This window comes from Variovorax sp. MPBD4-3 (assembly GCF_058809745.1).
Genome location: NZ_JBXASW010000017.1, coordinates 41383 through 59048, shown reverse-complemented (window position 1 = coordinate 59048; position 17666 = coordinate 41383). Strand labels below are relative to the sequence as shown.

Here is a 17666-nt window from a genome sequence, read left to right as displayed (position 1 = left end):
GTTCGTTCTTAGAGCGCCCTCATGGGCTCCTCGCAACCCGCTTCGGCGGGTATTTTTTTGCCTGGAACCAGCCGCGCTTCGACGGGTCGGGTGCGGTCACTGCGGCCTACCACAAGGCAATGACATGTTTTCCCTTTCCGATGGGGACAATGTTGTGGAAAACCTTGTGTGCAGCGCCCGGAAGCCTTGTCTGGCGTGGCCTGCAACGCGATGCCCGCAAAAGAGGCAGCACTTGAAAAAATCTTCGGAACGGGTTGAATTCGGGGTTTTCGCGCAACGCTCGAGGGTTCCCGGAGACCCGGCGGCTGTCAGCAACGGTCGGTTCCGGCTGACACGCCATCCCGTAGCCTCCCGGGAAATTGCGACCATGCAGTCGCCGGATTCGTGCCAGCCAGGGAGGCGCTGCCAATGACATTCCGACGTGGCACCGCAGCACTACAGAGAGTTTTCCGTGGTCGAATATTTCAAGGTTGGTCTTCCCTACATACGAACGCGCTTCAAGGTTCCAGCGCGGCGTGGTGGCCGTGTGGAACTCAAGGGCCGCTTCGGCACCATCCGGGGATCGAGCGGCGAATACCTGCTGGTCAAGTTCGACGACGATGAGACCGCGGCCATCGTCCACCCGGTCGAGCCCAACTATGTCGAGAATGGCGAAGCGGCAGAGATGCCGCTTTCCCCGCCGTCCGACGATGGCGCTGCGCCGACGCGCGGCGGCGCCTGATCAAGCTCCGAAGCCCAACCTCCAAGGTCGCTCCGCAAGACGTCAGGCCGCGCTGAAAGTCCGAGGCGGTGGGGCGATGTCGCGCAACGTGCCGAAATCTGTCGTCGCCATTCCATCGGTCAGGTAAACCGCCTCATCGTCGCGACGCATGAGGCCACGGTTCTCCATGCCGCGCATGGTCTTGTTGACCACCTCCCGCGAAAGGCCCGCGTACGACGCGATCACCGACTGCGAAATGCGCTTGTCGAACCCGCCTGCGCTCGACGGGGCCAGGTCGGCCAACTGGTGCAGCACGCGATGCACCACCGCCTCGGGCGGCAGAGACGAGATGCGGCGCATCTGGGCGCGCAGCATGCTCATTCGCTTCATCGCGAGGCCCAGCAGGCCCAGTGCGACCTCGGGATGCCTGGAACACAGGCCGCGCATGACGGCTATGGGCACGAAATAGACCGCCGACGGCAGCGCGGCAACGAGGGTATGCATCGACTGGTAGCGGTCTTCGCGGATCGACAGGTCGAAGAAGAAATCGTTGCGTGCGACGAACTCGGTCGTCACTTCTGTGCCTTGATCGCGCGATGGCGTGACGACACGCAGCAGCCCGCTTGCCACGCAACAGATCTGATCGGTCGACTCACCCGCATTCAGCAAAGTGTCGTTGCGCTTGTAGTGGCGAAGCTCGCTGCAATTGATGAGCGCCTCGCGCTCCGCGGCCGGCAAGTTCGCCGTGAGAGGGTGAAGGTACATGCAGCGATGGTGAGCCGTCGGTACCCTCCCAGCAATCCCGCAGATTGGGTGTTGGGCGCATTGCGATACGCGCTATAACCCCCGGCCCGGACACTCAGTCCTCGGTTTCGGACTCGTCTTCCTCTTCGTCGTCGTCTTCGCTCTCTTCGGCACGTCGAATCGTCACGAAATTCTCGGCATCTTCCACGAATGCCATGAGCTTCTCGTCAGGCGCCATGCCGCGGACTTCGGTCTGCGGGCCGTCACCATTCTTGTAGTCGACCTGGACCAGCGCGAAGCACGCCAGGGGCTCTTCCATCTCGCCGTCGTCGCCTCCGTCATACACGGCAACCCAGCCTTCGGCGGGCATGATCTGCAGGATCTTCACGTCTTCCATTGATTGATTGATTTCCAAGCTAAAAATTGCGTTGCGCCGCGCAGCATAGCCCATGAAAAACAAGGCCTGATCCGGGATTGCGATTCGATCCGCACCAGGCGCACTTGGCACCTCGAACATGCATTCCGTCGCATTGAGGTGGCCGCCGAGGCGGTGGACTGACACAGTCCATCCATAGACTTCACCGTCTCCAAACAGGATGCCCTAACCCATGATTCATCGAGAACGCCTGACCGCCGAACTGGAAGGCGACTTCGTCGTGTTCCTCATCGGCATGCGCATCAACCAGCCATGGAAAGTCCACAAGTGGCTGCCTGTCGCCAGCGCCATGCCGCGCATGCTCAAGGAGCTCGGTCGCCAGCCGGAGCGCGGCCTCCTGCATGCCGAAATGTGGTTCTCGCGGACGATCATCCAGGTCCAGTACTGGCGCTCCATGGAGCAGCTGCTCGCCTACGCGAAAGACAAGGAAGCCGAACATCTTCCCGCATGGAAGGCCTTCAACAAGGCGATCGGCACGGATGGCTCCGTGGGCATCTGGCACGAGACCTACGCGGTAGCGCCGGGAACCTACGAGAACATCTACGTCAACATGCCGGCGTTCGGGCTCGGACGGGCCGGAACGACGCAGGGCGTCGTGGAAGCCAATCGGTCTGCGGCTGCGCGATTGAGGGCGACGAAGACGCAGAAGTGAACCACGATCTCGTCGCGGGGGAAGGGCTCTGCTTTTCCTCTGTAGAATCCGCTGCTTGATGCGGGTGTAGTTCAATGGCAGAACGGCAGCTTCCCAAGCTTCATACGAGGGTTCGATTCCCTTCACCCGCTCCACTCCCCTTTCCTCTTCCCCGACCGCATCACGTAGCCTTCACCGCGTCGACCAGAAAGCGCACGAAGGCTTTTCCCGCATCGGGCAGCGAGCGGCCCGCCATGGTCTCTATTTCCAGATGACGCTCGTTCATCTCGCGGTCCTTTAGCGGAATGACGACCAGCGCCTTGCTCTGCAGCAGCGAGCGCATCGACAGCGCGCCGTAGAAGGCGATGCTGTCTCCACCCGTCGCCACAAAGCTCAGCAGCGCGCTCGCGTGGTTGCTGGACATGGCCTGCACATAGCTAAGCCCCTGCCGGCTGCAGCTGGCGTCGAGCAGGCGCCGTATCGAACTGTCTTCCTGCGGCAAGCCCAGCGGGTACGCCACCACCTGGCGCAGCGACAACTGCCGCTGCGACGCCAGCGGATGGTCCTTGCCCATCACGGCCAGGATGGGGCTGGGGTGCCGCAGCTCGATCTCGATGCCGGGCTCGGGCACGGCGCTCAAGGTGATGCCGACATCGGCTTCGCCGTCGCGCACATGCCTGGAAATGTCCGCCGGAGAGCAGACCTGCAAGTGAAAGCGCACGCCCTCGTGCTTGCGCCGGAAGCGGGCGATCAGGGTCGGAATGAAGTCGAAGGCGAAGCCTTCGGTGCTCGCCACGCGCACATGTCCGCTGCGCAGGCCGCGCAAGCCGGCGATGTCGTTCGCGACTCGCTCGATGTCCTGCTGCGCCCGCTTGGCATGCGCCGCGAGCAGTTCGCCGGCGGCATTGGGCACCATGCCTCGCGCGTGGCGGTCGAACAGCAGCGTGTCGAGTTCGCGCTCCAGGCGCGCCACCTGCCGGCTCACCGCCGAAGGCGCGACGTTGAGCTTGAGAGCCGCTTCCTTCACCGAGCCGGTCTTCACGACCTCGAGGAAATAGCGGACCGCGGTCTCCTGCAAGGCACGAAGTGACATGGAATTCTCCGGTTCTCGATTGCCGATTCGGCAACTAAAGATTCTAAACATTGCGCTTGTTGCATCGACTGCCGACTCCTAGGATGACTCTGTTTCGCACTCTCTCGAACCATCAGGAGCTCCGATGAAGCGTCTTCCGCTCATGGCCCGCGCGGCCCTCGCCTTGCTGTACGGATTCAGCCTTGCCGCGGTGCCGCTGACCGCGCCCGCCGCCGAGACGGCCTTCCCCTCGCGTCCGATCACGCTCGTGATTCCCTTCCCGCCCGGGGGCGCGACGGACGTCAACGGCCGCGTGATCGCGCAGCGGCTCGGCAAGGAACTCGGGCAGCCTGTCGTCATCGAGAACCGCGCAGGCGCCGGCACGGTGATCGGCGCAAGCTACGTCTCGAAGGCGGCGCCCGACGGCTACACGCTGCTGGTCAGTTCGGGCTCCACGTTCACCGTCAACCCCGCCATCCGCGCCAACCTGCCCTATGACCCCGTCAAGAGCTTCGACCCGATCGGCATCGCCGGGCGCATCGCCCTGATCCTGCTGGCCAACAGCGACGTGCCGGTGCAGACGGTGAAGCAGTTCGTCGACTACGTGAAGGCGTCGCCCGGCAAATATTCGTACGGCTCCTTCGGCACCGGCACCACCTCGCAGTTCGCCGGCGAAAGCATCCTGCACGCGGCCGGCCTGAAGATGACGCACGTGCCCTACAAGGGCAGCGCTCCGGCCATGACCGACCTGATGGGCGGGCAGATTCCCTTCAGCATCGACACTGTGAGCGCAGCCATACCGCAACTCAAGAGCGGCAAGATCAAGGCAATTGCGCTGACCACGGCCAAGCGCTCCGTCTTGCTTCCCGACGTGCCGACCATGGCCGAGAGCGGCTATGCCGACATAGACATCGACGCCTGGCTGATGCTGGCGGCGCCGAAGGGACTGCCCGCCGATGTGAAGGCCAAGCTCGAGAAGGCCCTTGCGGCGACCATTGCCGACCCCGACACGCGCGCCAAGCTGCTGGGCCAGGGGCTGGAGCCGTCTTACAGCAATGCTGCCGCGGCCAGCGAACTCATCAACCGCGAACTGCCGGTGATGCGAGCCGTGGCTGCGCGCGCGAGCATCACGGCCGATTGAAGAGCGACCGATGAACGCAACACCGAACACATCGCCCCCCCCCGCCGAGCTCGTCGAGCAATCCGCCGTCGAATTGCGCCGCCTCATCGGCAGCAAGGAGATCTCGCCGGTCGAACTGCTGGAAGCATGCATCGCGCGAATCGAACGCGTGAACCCCTTCGTCAACGCGGTGACCGCCACCTGCTTCGAACGCGCGCGCGCGGAAGCCAAAGGCGCGGAAAACGCGGTCATGCGCGGCGACCCGCTAGGACTGCTGCACGGGCTGCCGCTGGGCGTGAAAGACCTCGAGCCCACGCAGGGCCTGCTCACGACCTGGGGCTCCGCCATCTATCGCGATCACGTACCTGCAGAAGACATCGAACTGGTGGCCCGCCTGCGCCGCGCGGGCGCCATCGTGACCGGCAAGACCAACGTGCCCGAGATGGGCGCGGGTGCCAACTCGCGCAACGAAGTGTGGGGCGCCACCGGCAACCCCTTCAACCCGAACCTGAATGCGGGCGGCTCTTCGGGCGGGTCGGCGGCGGCGCTGGCCTGTGACATGCTGCCCGTGTGCACCGGCTCCGACACCGGCGGCTCGCTGCGCATTCCCGCAGCCAAGTGCGGCGTGGTGGGCTTCCGGCCTTCGCCGGGCATCGTGCCGAGCGTGCGCAAGCCGCTGGGCTGGACCCCGATTTCGGTCGTCGGCCCCATGGGCCGCACCGTCGAAGATGCCTGCCTGCAGCTGGCCGCATCCGCCGGCATGCACGCGGGCGACCCGCTCAGCCATCCGCTGGATCCGTTGTCCTTTCTCAAACCGGCTCCGGTCGACCTGGCCAACCTGCGCGTGGCATGGACCGAAGACTTCGGCACCTGCGCGGTGGACGACCGCATCCGCGCCACTTTCCGCCGCAAGATCGAGGCCATGCGGCACCTGTTCCGGCGCTGCGACAAGGTCGAGTTCGACATGGGCGAGGCGCATCGCTGCTTCGACGTGCTGCGCGCGGAGGCTTTCGTGGCGGGCATGCAGGCAGCCTACGAGCGCGACCCCAACAGCCTGGGCCCGCACTCGCGAGCGAACTACGAAATGGGCGCGCAGATGAGCCTGCTCGACAGCGCCTGGGCGCAGGCCGAGCAGACCCGCCTTCTCAAGCGCTTCCAGGCGACCTTCGCCGATTACGACCTCGTGCTGTCGCCGACCACCCCGGTCTCGCCCTTCCCCTGGACGCAGCCGTACGCCGACACCATCAACGGCGAGAAGCAAGCCAACTACTACCGCTGGCTGGCGCTGACCTACGTGGTCACGCTCACGACGCACCCGGCGATCTCGCTGCCTTGCGGCGTCGACCACGCAGGCATGCCCTTCGGGCTGCAGGTCGTGGGCGGATTCAGGATGGACCACCAGGTGCTGGGTGCGGCGCATGCCATGGAGGCGGCGTTCGCTCGCGATGCGCAGCTGCGCAGGCCGCGCCCCGACCTGGCCGCGCTGCGAGTGGCGGAGCCCGCGTTGACATCGATCGTCACGACACCGCCCGTCTTCGACCGCGGCCTCATGGAGACAGCCGCGATATCGGCTGTCTGAGCCTCACCGGCGGGTATCGGCCGGTTTGCTTGCACATCAAAATACTGTATATTCAAACAGTATTTCACGGGAGTTCTGAAATTCCCAATCCCGGTCAATTGCCCCAAGCACACCAGGACGATGAACCAAGCTGAACTGTTCTTTCCCCGCGCAACCACGCCAGCACCCATGCCTGCCGCATCGTTGCCCGAATTCGAACCCCCGCTCCACTTCGTGGAGGTCGAAGCAGCGGTTGAAGAAGCCGATGCCTCGCCACCAGACGCCTACACAGTGCGGCTGGCGGACTACGCACTGCCATCGGCAGACGCCGCAAGAGTGGCCGAGCAGCGCTTCCGCCGCGAAATCGACCGGCAGCTGGGCAACGATGTCATTCCCACGCTGCGCGCCTTTCAAAATGCCAGCGAGTCGAGCGAAAGCGAACTCTCGAAGGCAGAAATCGCAATGGCCAAGCGCTGGGCAAAGGCCTACGACGCCGCGCGAACCGCGGGCTTTCGCGATCTGGGCGAAACCGACGAGGCGTATTTCGAAATCCGCATCGACTGACGGCGTCAGCCTTGCCGGGGCGACAAGGCTCCAGGCAAGCGCGACACCCGCTCGTCCAGGAATTCCACCATCACGCGCACCCGCAGCGGCAGATGGCGGCGCGGCGCATACAGCAGGTGAAGCTCCTGCGCCGGCCCTGTGTGCCGGCCGAGCACCCGCACCAGCCGGCCTTGCGCCAGCAGGTCCGCCACCATCCACGTCGGCTGCAATGAAATGCCTGCGCCGCCGAGCACGCTGTCGAGCAGCGCCACGGCGTTGTTGACGCGATAGCGGCTGCGCACCGGCACCGCCTCCGGCCCGTTCGGCCCCTGCAGCAGCACGCCGTCGTCTCCGCCCGCATAGCGCAGGTAGTCGTGCGCCAGCAGATCCTGCGGCTTGCGCGGTTTGCCGCGCGCGGCGATGTAGTCGGGCGACGCAACCAGCACGCGCGGCCATGTGCCGAGATGCCGGGCAACGAGATCGGGCGGCAGCTTGCCTCCGACCCGCAGCGACACGTCGACGCGTTCCTCCAGCGGATCGACGAATCTGTCGTCGAGCACCAGCTCAAGCTCGATGTCGGGGTACAGCGCCAGGAACTCCAGCACCATCGCATTGAGATGCCGCTGGCCCAGCGTCACCGGCGCGCTCACGCGCAGCAGGCCGCGCGGTTGCTGGATGCCTTCGCGCGCATCGGCCACCGCATCGCCGTAGTCTTCGAGCACGCGCCGCGAGCGCTCGTGAAAGCGCTGGCCCTCCTCCGTCAGGCTCAGGCCCGCGGCGGTGCGCCGCAACAGCCGCACGCCGAGCGAGCGCTCGAGCCCCGCGACGAGCTTGCTGACGGTGGGCTGCGTGGTGTCCAGCGCACGCGCGGCGCCCGACAGGCTGCCCAGTTCGACGCTGTGCACGAAGGCTTCGATGGCGCGCAAGGTGTCCATGGAGATGTATTCGAATATGGAATGGGCTGGATGCCATTCTGCCTTCTACCCATCCGTATCTGCATGAATGAAAGTCGTGTCATCGATTCGCTTTTCATCCAAGGACATGCAAATGACACCCTCTGCATTCACGTCGCTCATCCGCCACGGCGCCCTGGCGCTTTCACTCGCCGCCGCGGTCTCCGCGTCCGCGGCCGAACCCGCAACCGCCTACTGGAGCCCCAGCTGGGTCGCCAGCACGCAGCCCATCTGGAGCGGCGACTTCGTGCTGCCCCCGGGCCTGCCGTTCCAGTTCAACCGGCAGACCGTGCGCCAGGTGGCGCGCCTGAGCATCGGCGGCACGCGGCTGCGCGTGGTGATCAGCAATGAAGGCGGCACGTCGCCGCTGCACATCGGCGCGGCTCGCGTGGCACGCCATGCAGAGGGCTCCGGGATCGTCGAAGGCACAGACCGGCAACTGCGATTCGGCGGCCAGGCCGAGGTGACCCTACCGCCCGGTGCCCGGCTCGTCAGCGATCCGGTCGACATCGTTTTGCCCGCACTCGGCGAGGTTGCGGTGTCGCTCTACCTGCCGCGCCCCAGCCAGCCCGCAGGCTTTCATTTCGATGCCCGCCAGATCGCCTACGTGGCAGACGGCGACCTGACCGGCGCCCCGCGCATGCCGGCCAACGCGAGCCAGTGGAGCACCCGCGTCTACGTCAGCGGCCTGATCGTGGAAACGCCCAGGCCCCCGGTCACCGTCGTCACCCTCGGCGATTCGCTGACCGACGGCAACGGCTCCACCGCCGGCGCCAACACCCGATGGCCCGATGCATTGGCCGAGCGGCTGGCAAACCGTGGCGTCGCCGTGCTGAACGCCGGCATCTCCGGCGGCCGGCTGCTGAAGGACGGCATGGGCCGCGCCGGCCTGGAACGCGCGGGCCGCGACGTGTTCGCGCAGCCGGGCGTGCGGGCCATGGTCGTGCTGCTGGGCACCAACGACATCGGCTGGCCCGGCGGTCCGTTCGCGCCCGACGAGCCCGCGATGCGCGCGGAAGAATTGATCCAGGGCTTCAGGCAACTGATAGAGATGGCCCGTGCCCACAACGTGCGCATCGTGGCCGGAACCATCCCGCCCAATGAAGGCGCCTTGCAAGGCACGCCGCTCGCGGGCCACTACTCACCCGAAAAAGACAAGGTGCGCCAGGCCGTGAACCGCTGGATCCGCGAAGGCGGCGCGTTCGACGCGGTGGTTGACTTCGACGCACTGCTGCGCGACCCGGCCAATCCATCGCGCCTGAAGGCGACCATGGACTCGGGCGACCACCTGCATCCGGGCGACGCCGGCTACAAGGCGATGGCCGCCGCCATCGACCTGAAGGCCCTGCTGGGCAGGGCGCCGTGAGTTCGCAAATATACTGTACATAAATACAGTATTTCTCTAAAATTCGTCGTCTCCAAGAACAACATCGAGGCGACGCCGATGACCACCGCCAACCCGCCCGCGCCCTCCGCGCAGGCTCTTTTCTTCTCGAGGTTGCATCCGTTGCAGCCCCGCTCACGCAAGGGCCGGGTCTCCACCTGGCCCTTCAAGGTGGCCCGCGAACAGGGCCAGTACGACATCCATGACAAGGACGACGTTCGCGTCCAGGCGGCGCGCGTCATCCGCACGACGGCCGAGAGCTGGTGGCCGTCAGTTTCCTGAAGGATCGACAATGACCGAAGGCACAAGGCTCCTCATCGGACTTTTCCCCACCGCAGACGTGCAAGCTGAAATCCAGGCACACCGCCAGGATTGGTGGTGGCCAAGAGATTGCTCGTTTCCGCCTGAAGAGCGCCTGCACCTGACGCTTCAATCCCTCGAGGATCAGCAGGGCAAAGCCGAGCTGCGACTGCGTGCCGCACTCGCCGAAGTTCCCACGCGGCCGCTGAACATCAAGCTCGACAGCTCATGCACATGGCCCAACGACGTCTCGGTGGTGCGGCCCTCCGCGCACGAGGGATTGCGGCGCCTCCAATACGACATCAGCCTTGCGCTGCGGCGCTCGGGCTTTTCCTTGTTGCTGTCAGGCCGGTGGACGCCACACATCACGATCGCACGCAATTCAGAGCATGCCGCCGCCCCCATGCCCCTCGAGCCTATTCACTGGTTCGCCCATGAATTCCGCCTGGTCCGCTCGCACTTCACTCGCTCGTTCCGCCACGAGCTGCTGGACTCATATCCTCTGCATTGAGACGAGGCATTCGCAAGGCACTACAGTGGCCTTATGCCGACACCCTCAGACATCTCGCACGAGACCATCGCCCAGCACCTCGCGCAGGCCTACCGGCTCCGCGTTGCCCAGGCCGAACTTTTTCCTGCGGGAGCAAGCGCCACATCCGCTGCCTTTCGCGTCATTGCGGATGACGAGACGCGGTATTTCCTGAAGCTGCAACAGGGCGCCATCGATCCTCCTGCCGCTCTCGCCCTCTGCGCCTTTCTTCATCACGACAAGGGCATCGACGCCGTGATGGCCCCCATGCCCGCCACGGACGGCACGCTGAGCACCCAGGGCCACGGCTTCGACTGGACGCTCTACCCATTCTTCGACGGACAGAGCGGCTTCGACCGCACCTTGTCGGACCGGCAGTGGATCGCACTCGGCCAGGCGCTCGGCGCCATCCACCGCACCCAACTCCCCGAAGCCCTGCTGGCCAAGCTCCCCAAGGAAAGCTACGCGCACCAGTGGCGCGAAGGCGTGCGCCGCTATCAGCGCCGCTTCATCAACGGCACTGCTGGCGACGGCATCGTCCAGCGCTTCCTCGCCTTCTGGGAAGAGCACGCCGAAGAGATCGACACCGTCGTCTACCGCAGCGAGCAACTGGCGTCCATCCTGCTGGAACGCCCACCGCAGCTCGTGCCGTGCCACGCTGACATCCACGCGGGCAACGTCATCGTGGGCGAAGGCGACCGGGTGTCCATCGTCGGATGGCACGCGCCCATCCTCGCGCCCAAGGAGCGCGACCTGATGTTCATCGGCGGCGGCGTCGGCAACGCGTGGAACCAGCCTCGGCAGCAAGCGCTGTTCTACGAAGGCTACGGCCCGTCGGACATCGACGCGGTCGCGCTGGCCTACTACCGCTACGAGCGCATCACCAGGGACGTACTCGAACTCTGCGACCGGATACTCGACAGCGCAAGGGCCAACGCCATCGCCAACGCCAGCGCGGAAGGGCGCGAAGAAGGCATGCGCCGCATGCAGAGCCTGTTCGTGCCGAACGGCGCGGTGGCCATCGCCCACCAGAGCTACGACGCCGTGACCTGACACGGTCACCGGCGCGTCAGATCAGCAGATCCTGCGCGTCTTCCTCGAAGCCGGCAATGGGCTTCGCCTTGGCCAGCGCCAGCCACACCCCGAACGGAATGCGCTCGAAGCTGCGATGCACGGCCGCACGTGCCACCACGAGCCGTTCGCCTTCGAGCACCATCACGCCGCATTCGGCCGGCACCTCTTCGGGCTTGGCGATGCAGCGGCCCTTCGCGTCGTTGCCCAGCACGTACCAGCACTCGCCGCCCAGGTCGAGGTACGCCGCGCGCTTGTCGGGCTTGCGCAGGTCTCCCAGCAGATCGGCGCGGCTCACCTTCACCTCGTGCACGATGGGATGTGCATAAGCCTCGACGCTGGTATTGCGGATCGAGAACACATCGGGCCGCGCGATGCACCAGCGCGGCTTGCCGCCGTCTTCCAGCGGCGGCAGCCGTGCGCGCAGCCCGAGGCCGCGCCATGCGATACGGCCGCCGCGCGTCATCTCGCGCGCCACGCGCTCGACCAGCGCCTCGTGCGGCGACAGGGCCGCGCGGTTGATGGTGAGCGTGGTCGCGATGCGCGCAATGCCGGCGTCGGTCACGCGCAGCGTCTCGTGGCCGTGCATGCTGCGCACGCGCTCGAGAAAGCCGCCCGCCAGCAATTCGACCTCGATGCCGTCGCAGCAGGGCCAGCCGGCGGAGCGGTAGATTTCGCGCAGGCGCCGTGCGTGCAGCTTGCCGAAAGGCACCTCGACAGCTTCGCAGGAGGCGGTCTGCATCGGCGGCGGCTCGACCACCGGCGGCGGAAAACCGGGGTCGGTGACCGGCGGAACCACCGGCGGCGGATCGCCCTCCGGCGGTGGCACGGATGGCGGTGGCGGCGGCATGGGCACCGGCACGTCGGGTGCGGGCGGCGGCGGACCGATGGGCGTGGCGACGACGGGGTCAAGGACGAGTTCGGGCATGGCTCTGGCAGGTTAGCGAAAAGTCTTTCGGAACGCGAGGCATGGAACGATCGGTTGCATCGATCGATCCGTCAATGGAAGTCGCGGCTGGTGTTGCTCTGCGCGAGCCGGCCCATGAGCGGCGTCAGGTCCTTGAAGCCGGTGGCCACGAGGTGCTGCACCTTGCCGCCGGTTTCATCGTCGCGCTGCCACGTGCCCTGCACCGCGAGCAGGTGCGACTTGAGCAGCGGCTCGCGCCAGGCCTCGATGACATGGCTCCAGACGATCACGTTGACGTTGCCGGTCTCGTCCTCCAGCGTGACGAAGATGGTGCCGTTGGCCGTCTGCGGCCGCTGCCGGCCCTTGACGATGCCGCAGGCGCGCGCAGTCTGGCCGTTGGGCACCGAACGCAGCTCGGCCGCGCTCATGAGCTTCATGCGCGCCAGCCGCGGGCGCAGCAGCGCGAGCGGATGGCGGCGCAGCGTGAGCCTGAGCGACGCGTAGTCGCCGACGATCTCCTCGCCCTCGGACGCGGCCGGCAGCAGCAGCGCCTGCTCGTTGATGGGCACGCCTCGCAGCAGGGCCGGCGCCCGGCGTTGCGCCGTGGCGTCCCACACCTGCTGGCGGCGGTGGCCGGAGAGGGACATCAGCGCATCGGCCGCGGCCAATGCGGCCATGTCCTTGCCGTCGAGTTCGGCGCGCAAGGCGAGGTCTTCGGTGCTGGTGAAGAGTGCCGCGGCGCGGGCCTGCAGCAGGCGCTCGGCGCCGCCCGCGCTGAGGCTGGCAATGCGGTTCAGGCCCAGTCGCACCGCGGGCTGGTTCTCGTTGCCGAGGCGGTCGGCATAGCGTTCATCGATGCCGCAAGGACGCGGTGCATCCGGGTCCCGCGCTTCGAGCGTGGTGTCGAAGTCGCTTCTCGTCACATCGACCGGGCGCACCTCGACGCCATGGCGGCGTGCGTCCTGCACCAGCTGAGAGGGGCTGTAGAAGCCCATCGGCTGCGAGTCGAGCAGCGCGGCCAGGAAGCAGGCGGGCTCGTAGTGCTTGAGCCAGCTGCTCACCGTGACGAGCAGTGCGAAGCTGGCGGCGTGGCTTTCGGGGAAGCCGTAGTCGCCGAAGCCCATGACCTGCTTGAAGATGGCTTCGGCAAAGGCTTCCTTGTAGCCGTTGTCGACCATGCCGCGCACGAGCTTGTCGTGGAACTTGCCGAGGCCGCCCTTGCGCTTCCATGCGGCCATGGCTCGCCGCAACTGATCGGCTTCATCCGCCGTGAACCTGGCCGCGATCATGGCGATCTGCATCACCTGTTCCTGGAAGATCGGGATGCCCAGCGTTCGCTCCAGTGCCTCGCGCAGTTCCTCTTTCTCGTAGTGAATCGCCAAGCCCTTGCGCACCCGCTCCCGCTGCTTGAGGTACGGATGCACCATCCCGCCCTGTATGGGCCCCGGCCGCACGATCGCCACCTCGATCACCAGGTCTTCATAGCTGCGCGGCTTCAGGCGCGGCAGCATCGACATCTGCGCCCGGCTCTCGATCTGGAACACGCCGATGGTGTCGGCGTCGCAGATCATGTCGAACACTTTCTGGTCGTCGTTCGGTATCTGGTGCATCTCCACCGTCGAGCCCCGCCAGCGGTTCATGTGCTCGAGCCCGCGGCGAATGGCGCTGAGCATGCCGAGCGCCAGCACGTCGACCTTGAGCATGCCCATCGCTTCGAGGTCGTCCTTCTCCCACTGGATGACGGAGCGGTTTTTCATCGACGCCTTCTCGACCGGTACCAGCCGCGTGAGCTTGGTGTGTGTGAGCACGAAGCCGCCCACGTGCTGGCTCAGGTGGCGCGGAAATCCCTTGAGCTTCTGCGTGAGCTCGATCCACTGGACCAGCTTGAGTTCGTCTTCTTCCACGCCTGCACGCGCGGCAGCCTGCAGCAGCTGTTCGCCTCGCACGGTGTCGTCGAACCAGTAGTGGTCCTTCGCGAATTCGTCGATCAGCCGTTCGTCGATGCCGATGGCCTTGCCCACGTCGCGCAATGCGCTGCGCGAGCGGTAGCAGATGACCACGGCGGCGATGGCGGCGCGATGCCGTCCGTATTTTTCGTAGATGTACTGGATGACTTCTTCGCGCCGCTGATGCTCGAAGTCGACGTCGATGTCGGGTGGCTCATGGCGCTCGCGGCTGAGGAAACGCTCGAACAGCAGCGTGCCCTTGTCCGGATCGATGGCGGTGATGCCCAGGCAGAAGCAGACGGCGGAGTTGGCCGAGGAGCCGCGCCCCTGGCAAAGGATCTTCTGCGACCTGGCGAAGCCGACGATGTTCTCCACCGTGAGGAAGAACATCTCGTATTTGAGCTCGATGATGATGTCGAGCTCTTTCTGCACCTGCTTTTGCACCTTGTCGGGAATGCCGTCGGGGTAGCGCCCGCGCGCGCCTTCCCATGTCTTGCGCACCAGCGTCTGCGCTGGCGTTTCATTGGTGCCCAGGGTCTCGAGCGGGTACTTGTAGTTCTCCCTGATCACATCCGGATCGAACTTGCACCGTTCGGCCACCACCAGCGTGTTGTCGAGCATCTGCCGCAGATGAATCTCGGCCAGCCGCATGCGCGGCCGCAGATGCCGCTCGGCATTCGACTGCAGCGCAAACCCGCATTCGGCCACCGTCTTGCCCTCTCGCACGGCCGTCAACACGTCGTGCATCGGCTTGCATGAGCGCGCATGCATATGCACGTCGCCGGCCGCCAGCAGCGGCACGCCGGCTTGCCCGCCCGCTTCCATCAGCGTGACCAGCCAGAGGTCGTCATCGAGTTCGCTGAACAGCTCCACGGCCAGCCAGAGGTTCTCGCCGTACAGCGCCCTGGCGGCCATCAGGTCTTCATGCAGCGTGGCCGTGTCCATGGCGCCGCCCGGGTTGCGGTCCGGCACGAAAAGGATCTGGCAGCGCTGCAGGGAGGCCACGTCGCTCTCCTCCCAGCTCACGCGGTACTCCCCCTTGGGCAGCTCGGTGTTGCGTGCTGCGGTGATGAACTCGCACAGGTTGCCCCAGCCTTCGGTGTCATTGGCGATCACCACGAGCCTGAAGCGCTCGAACTGGAACTCGCTGCCGAACAGCAGGCGGAAAGCCGGGTTGCGCGGGATCTTCGGCTCGTCGGGGTTTTCGCGCTCGTATTCTTCGAGCTTCGCGGGCAGGTCGCGCAAGCCCACATGCGCCCGCACGATGCCGGCCACCGAGCACTCGTCGGTGATCGCCAGCGCCGTGTAGCCGAGCTGATAGGCCCGCTCCACCATCTCCTCGGGCGTGGATGCGCCGCGCTGGAAGCTGAAGTTGGTCAGGCAGTGCAGCTCCGCGTAGTCGGGCAGCGTGAACGCGGGCGGCTTGCGCAGCGGCACCGGCAGCGCATGCACCTTGGCGGGCTGGCGCCTGCTTTCCTGCTTGTCGCTCAGCTCAGGCATAGAACCCCTGCAGGTACCAGCGCACCTCGCCCGAAGAAAAGCGCGCAGCGGGCCGCTCGCGAAAGATCCACACCAGCCCGGCTTCGGGGCTTTCCGCGACGTAGTAGTCGCGCATGGCGGGCTGGCCGCCCTCTTCCTTGTCGCCCCACCAGCCTGCCTCTACGCGTTGCGGCCCGACCAGCCTGCTCAGCGTGCCGCGATAGCACGGGCGCTCGCCGTCCATCTCGAGCCGCAGCGGCTCGGGCAGCAGCCACGGCGGATAGATGGCATCGGGCTGCGAGGCGGCGGCCTGCGCCTGCCTGCGCGCCTTGTCGGGCGGGGCTTTGTCCTTGTGCAGCGCGGGCCGCCACGCCTGCTTGCGCTCCGGCCGGTGGTCGGCCTGTGCCGAGGGCACCAGCACCTGCGACGGGCCGAGCCGCACGCTGAGGCGCTCGACCATCTCGTGCAGCCTGTCGCCCTTGCGGTTGTCCTCGGGCAGGAAGCTGGTGCTGGCGCCGGCCCACGGATCGGTCTCCAGCGTGCGCAGCCGCAGCCAGCTCGCGGGCGCCGAGAGCGTGGTGAGCGCGAGTTTTTCGGACATCAGCCGGCGCAGGTGCGCCATGTCCTGCGTGGGCTCGGCCGTGCGCACGGTGACCTGCTGGTGCGGCGGCAGGTTCACGCCGTTGAAGCGCTTGAGGTCGAGCGTCCATTGCAGCTCGAGCGCGCGCGCGCCGCGCTGGCGGGCACGCAGCCACAGCTGCAGCGAGGCCAGCAGCCGGTTGGCCGACCACATGAGTTCGGGCGCGGTTTCGGCCAGCGCGGGCAGTTCGAGCTTCTGCTCGAACACGTCGGGCAGCGTGAGCCAGGCATGGCTTTCGGGGCGCAGGCCCCAGGCGGCATCGAGCGCATCGCGCAGCTCGGCACCGAAGCGCCGCGTGAGCCCGCCGCGCGGCAGCGCAGCCACGTCGCCCCAGGTGCGGCAACCGAGGCGCGCGAGCAGGTCGAGGTGCGCGCGCGCCGCGCTCAGGGTGTCGAGCGGCAGGCCGGCGGGCACGTCTTGCGGCCGCTTCTCTTCGCGCGTGAACAGCCGCAGCCGCGCCAGCGCGATGAGGCTGGTGGCGCCCTGCGTACCCAGCATGCGCGCGTCGGGCGCGGGGTTGTCGGCCAGCAGCAGGCGCATCAGCTGCAGCCGGCCGCCCCAGAGGCGTTCACAGGCCGAGACCTCGAGCATCAGCGCTTCGTCCTGCCAGGCGACGTGGGGCGTGTAGCGCAGCGCCCACCAGCCGATAGCCTCGGGCGTGGGCAGGACCGGGCCCTCGGGCGTGCCGGCGTCGTCAAGTAGCCACCGCAAGGCGATCCAGTGCACCTGGGCCTCCTTTCCACGCGTCGATGCGCACCACCTTGGCGGAGGTTGCCGTCTCGCCGGCTTCCACCACGGTGCCTTGCTGCTGCAGCCGCAGCTTGCGGCGCACCCGGGCGGCGGCCAGCAGCGCGGCCATGCGCTCGTTGCGCGCAGGCAGCATGACCGGCGAGGCCAGCGGCGGCCCGCGGCGCTTGAGGATGTGCAGCGCGATCTGCGAAGCATCGGCCTCGCAGCGGTCGGTGCGAAGGCGCAGCCGCGCGGGCGAAGCCGACAACGCGACCGAGTCGGGCCGGCACACGAACAGCAGCAGTTCATGCTGCGCCGCCGCCAGTTGCAGCCGCCGCAGTTCGGCCACCCGCGCCTGCGGCAGCCACGCCACCACGGCCGCCACGTCGGCGCAGCGCAGCGCCTGCTCGCAGGCCCACAGCCGCGCGGCCGGTGCCTCGCTGCGCACCCACATCAGCGCTTCCACCGGCAGCCCCTGCGCCGCGAGCGACGGCCCGCAGGGCTCGAAGGGCGGGCCGACCAGCACCACCGGCCCGCCGCGCGCCTGCACCGCCTGCGCCAGCGCCGGCAGCAGCAGCCGCCAGACATGGGCTTCGGGCGCGGCCTGCAGCAGTTCCGTCATCGCGCCGACCGGCCATCCGCCGCCCGGCAACTCCGCGTCGAGCGCGGCATGGCCGGTCGCGACGACCTGGGCGTCGGCCAGGCCGAGTTCGTCGGCATGCCAGACGCCGCGGCCCGCGGCAGCGGAAAAGGAATCGAGGAAAGGAAGGCCCATGGCGAAGACTGTTAACTGTATTTTTATACAGTATTCCATGGGCTGCGGGAAAAAAGCTGTTTTTCTTCGTCACGGGGATTTTCATATTCCCGGTGTTCATGCGAAGGCGCCCAGAAGTCGTTTGAGCCGGGGCTGCCGCTTCGCTCCAA

Annotated in this window: 17 protein-coding genes and 1 tRNA gene; 10 read left to right on the top strand and 8 right to left on the bottom strand. The window is 66.7% G+C overall.

The window, feature by feature from the left end; translation table 11 throughout:
* Positions 1–451: 451 nt before the first annotated feature.
* Positions 452–721 carry a hypothetical protein gene (locus AC1RVW_RS13095; protein WP_106934870.1) on the top strand — a complete coding sequence of 90 codons (270 nt, stop codon included), beginning with the start codon at positions 452–454 and terminating at the stop codon, positions 719–721.
* 42 nt (positions 722–763) lie between these two features.
* Here the strand turns inward: AC1RVW_RS13095 and AC1RVW_RS13090 are convergent, their stop codons facing one another.
* Positions 764–1465 (bottom strand): Crp/Fnr family transcriptional regulator, encoded by a 702-nt coding sequence (locus tag AC1RVW_RS13090; protein WP_493200355.1) that lies wholly within the window; start codon positions 1463–1465, stop codon positions 764–766.
* A gap of 94 nt (positions 1466–1559) precedes the next feature.
* Positions 1560–1961: a hypothetical protein gene (locus AC1RVW_RS13085; RefSeq protein WP_493200353.1), complete on the bottom strand. Its 402-nt coding sequence runs from the start codon at positions 1959–1961 to the stop codon at positions 1560–1562.
* Positions 1962–2052: 91 nt separating this feature from the next.
* Here AC1RVW_RS13085 and AC1RVW_RS13080 point away from each other — a divergent pair, with 91 nt between their 5' ends.
* Positions 2053–2532, top strand: a complete 480-nt coding sequence (locus AC1RVW_RS13080; protein WP_493200351.1) for a DUF4188 domain-containing protein — start codon at positions 2053–2055, stop codon at positions 2530–2532.
* A 60-nt stretch (positions 2533–2592) separates the two neighbouring features.
* Positions 2593–2666, top strand: a tRNA-Gly gene (locus AC1RVW_RS13075).
* Positions 2667–2692: 26 nt separating this feature from the next.
* Here AC1RVW_RS13075 and AC1RVW_RS13070 read toward each other — a convergent pair.
* On the bottom strand, positions 2693–3604 hold the full coding sequence (locus AC1RVW_RS13070; RefSeq protein ID WP_106934881.1) for a LysR family transcriptional regulator: 912 nt from the start codon (positions 3602–3604) through the stop codon (positions 2693–2695).
* Between the two features lie 124 nt (positions 3605–3728).
* On the opposite strand from AC1RVW_RS13070, the gene AC1RVW_RS13065 reads away from it, so the two are divergent.
* The 3 genes from AC1RVW_RS13065 (at position 3729) to AC1RVW_RS13055 (ending at position 6825) form a co-directional block, all read left to right on the top strand.
* Positions 3729–4724 (top strand): Bug family tripartite tricarboxylate transporter substrate binding protein, encoded by a 996-nt coding sequence (locus AC1RVW_RS13065; RefSeq protein ID WP_493200349.1) that lies wholly within the window; start codon positions 3729–3731, stop codon positions 4722–4724.
* 10 nt (positions 4725–4734) lie between these two features.
* Positions 4735–6282, top strand: a complete 1548-nt coding sequence (locus AC1RVW_RS13060) for an amidase (protein ID WP_493200347.1) — start codon at positions 4735–4737, stop codon at positions 6280–6282.
* A 120-nt stretch (positions 6283–6402) separates the two neighbouring features.
* Entirely contained in the window at positions 6403–6825 is a 423-nt protein-coding gene (locus tag AC1RVW_RS13055) for a hypothetical protein (protein WP_493200345.1), read from the top strand.
* 5 nt (positions 6826–6830) lie between these two features.
* Here AC1RVW_RS13055 and AC1RVW_RS13050 read toward each other — a convergent pair whose 3' ends face one another.
* Positions 6831–7739, bottom strand: a complete 909-nt coding sequence (locus AC1RVW_RS13050) for a LysR family transcriptional regulator (protein WP_493200343.1) — start codon at positions 7737–7739, stop codon at positions 6831–6833.
* Positions 7740–7851: 112 nt separating this feature from the next.
* On the opposite strand from AC1RVW_RS13050, the gene AC1RVW_RS13045 reads away from it, so the two are divergent.
* The 4 genes from AC1RVW_RS13045 to AC1RVW_RS13030 all read left to right on the top strand — a co-directional run bounded on the left by AC1RVW_RS13045 (position 7852) and on the right by AC1RVW_RS13030 (position 11023).
* Positions 7852–9123, top strand: coding sequence for an SGNH/GDSL hydrolase family protein (locus tag AC1RVW_RS13045; RefSeq protein ID WP_493200341.1), 1272 nt, complete (start codon positions 7852–7854; stop codon positions 9121–9123).
* Between the two features lie 78 nt (positions 9124–9201).
* Entirely contained in the window at positions 9202–9423 is a 222-nt protein-coding gene (locus AC1RVW_RS13040) for a hypothetical protein (RefSeq protein ID WP_081266774.1), read from the top strand.
* A 10-nt stretch (positions 9424–9433) separates the two neighbouring features.
* Entirely contained in the window at positions 9434–9952 is a 519-nt protein-coding gene (locus AC1RVW_RS13035; protein WP_493200339.1) for a 2'-5' RNA ligase family protein, read from the top strand.
* A gap of 33 nt (positions 9953–9985) precedes the next feature.
* A complete protein-coding gene (locus AC1RVW_RS13030) occupies positions 9986–11023 on the top strand; it encodes a phosphotransferase (protein ID WP_493200337.1) in 1038 nt (345 codons plus the stop codon).
* Between the two features lie 16 nt (positions 11024–11039).
* Here the strand turns inward: AC1RVW_RS13030 and AC1RVW_RS13025 are convergent, their stop codons facing one another.
* The 4 genes from AC1RVW_RS13025 to imuA all read right to left on the bottom strand — a co-directional run bounded on the left by AC1RVW_RS13025 (position 11040) and on the right by imuA (position 17517).
* A complete protein-coding gene (locus tag AC1RVW_RS13025) occupies positions 11040–11969 on the bottom strand; it encodes a hypothetical protein (RefSeq protein WP_493200335.1) in 930 nt (309 codons plus the stop codon).
* 71 nt (positions 11970–12040) lie between these two features.
* Positions 12041–15394, bottom strand: a complete 3354-nt coding sequence (locus tag AC1RVW_RS13020) for an error-prone DNA polymerase (RefSeq protein ID WP_493200333.1) — start codon at positions 15392–15394, stop codon at positions 12041–12043.
* Positions 15387–16739 (bottom strand): Y-family DNA polymerase, encoded by a 1353-nt coding sequence (locus AC1RVW_RS13015; protein ID WP_493200331.1) that lies wholly within the window; start codon positions 16737–16739, stop codon positions 15387–15389. Before AC1RVW_RS13015 ends, AC1RVW_RS13020 begins: the two co-directional genes overlap by 8 nt.
* Positions 16708–17517 (bottom strand): translesion DNA synthesis-associated protein ImuA, encoded by an 810-nt coding sequence (imuA, locus tag AC1RVW_RS13010; RefSeq protein ID WP_106934890.1) that lies wholly within the window; start codon positions 17515–17517, stop codon positions 16708–16710. Before imuA ends, AC1RVW_RS13015 begins: the two co-directional genes overlap by 32 nt.
* Positions 17518–17666 lie beyond the last annotated feature (149 nt).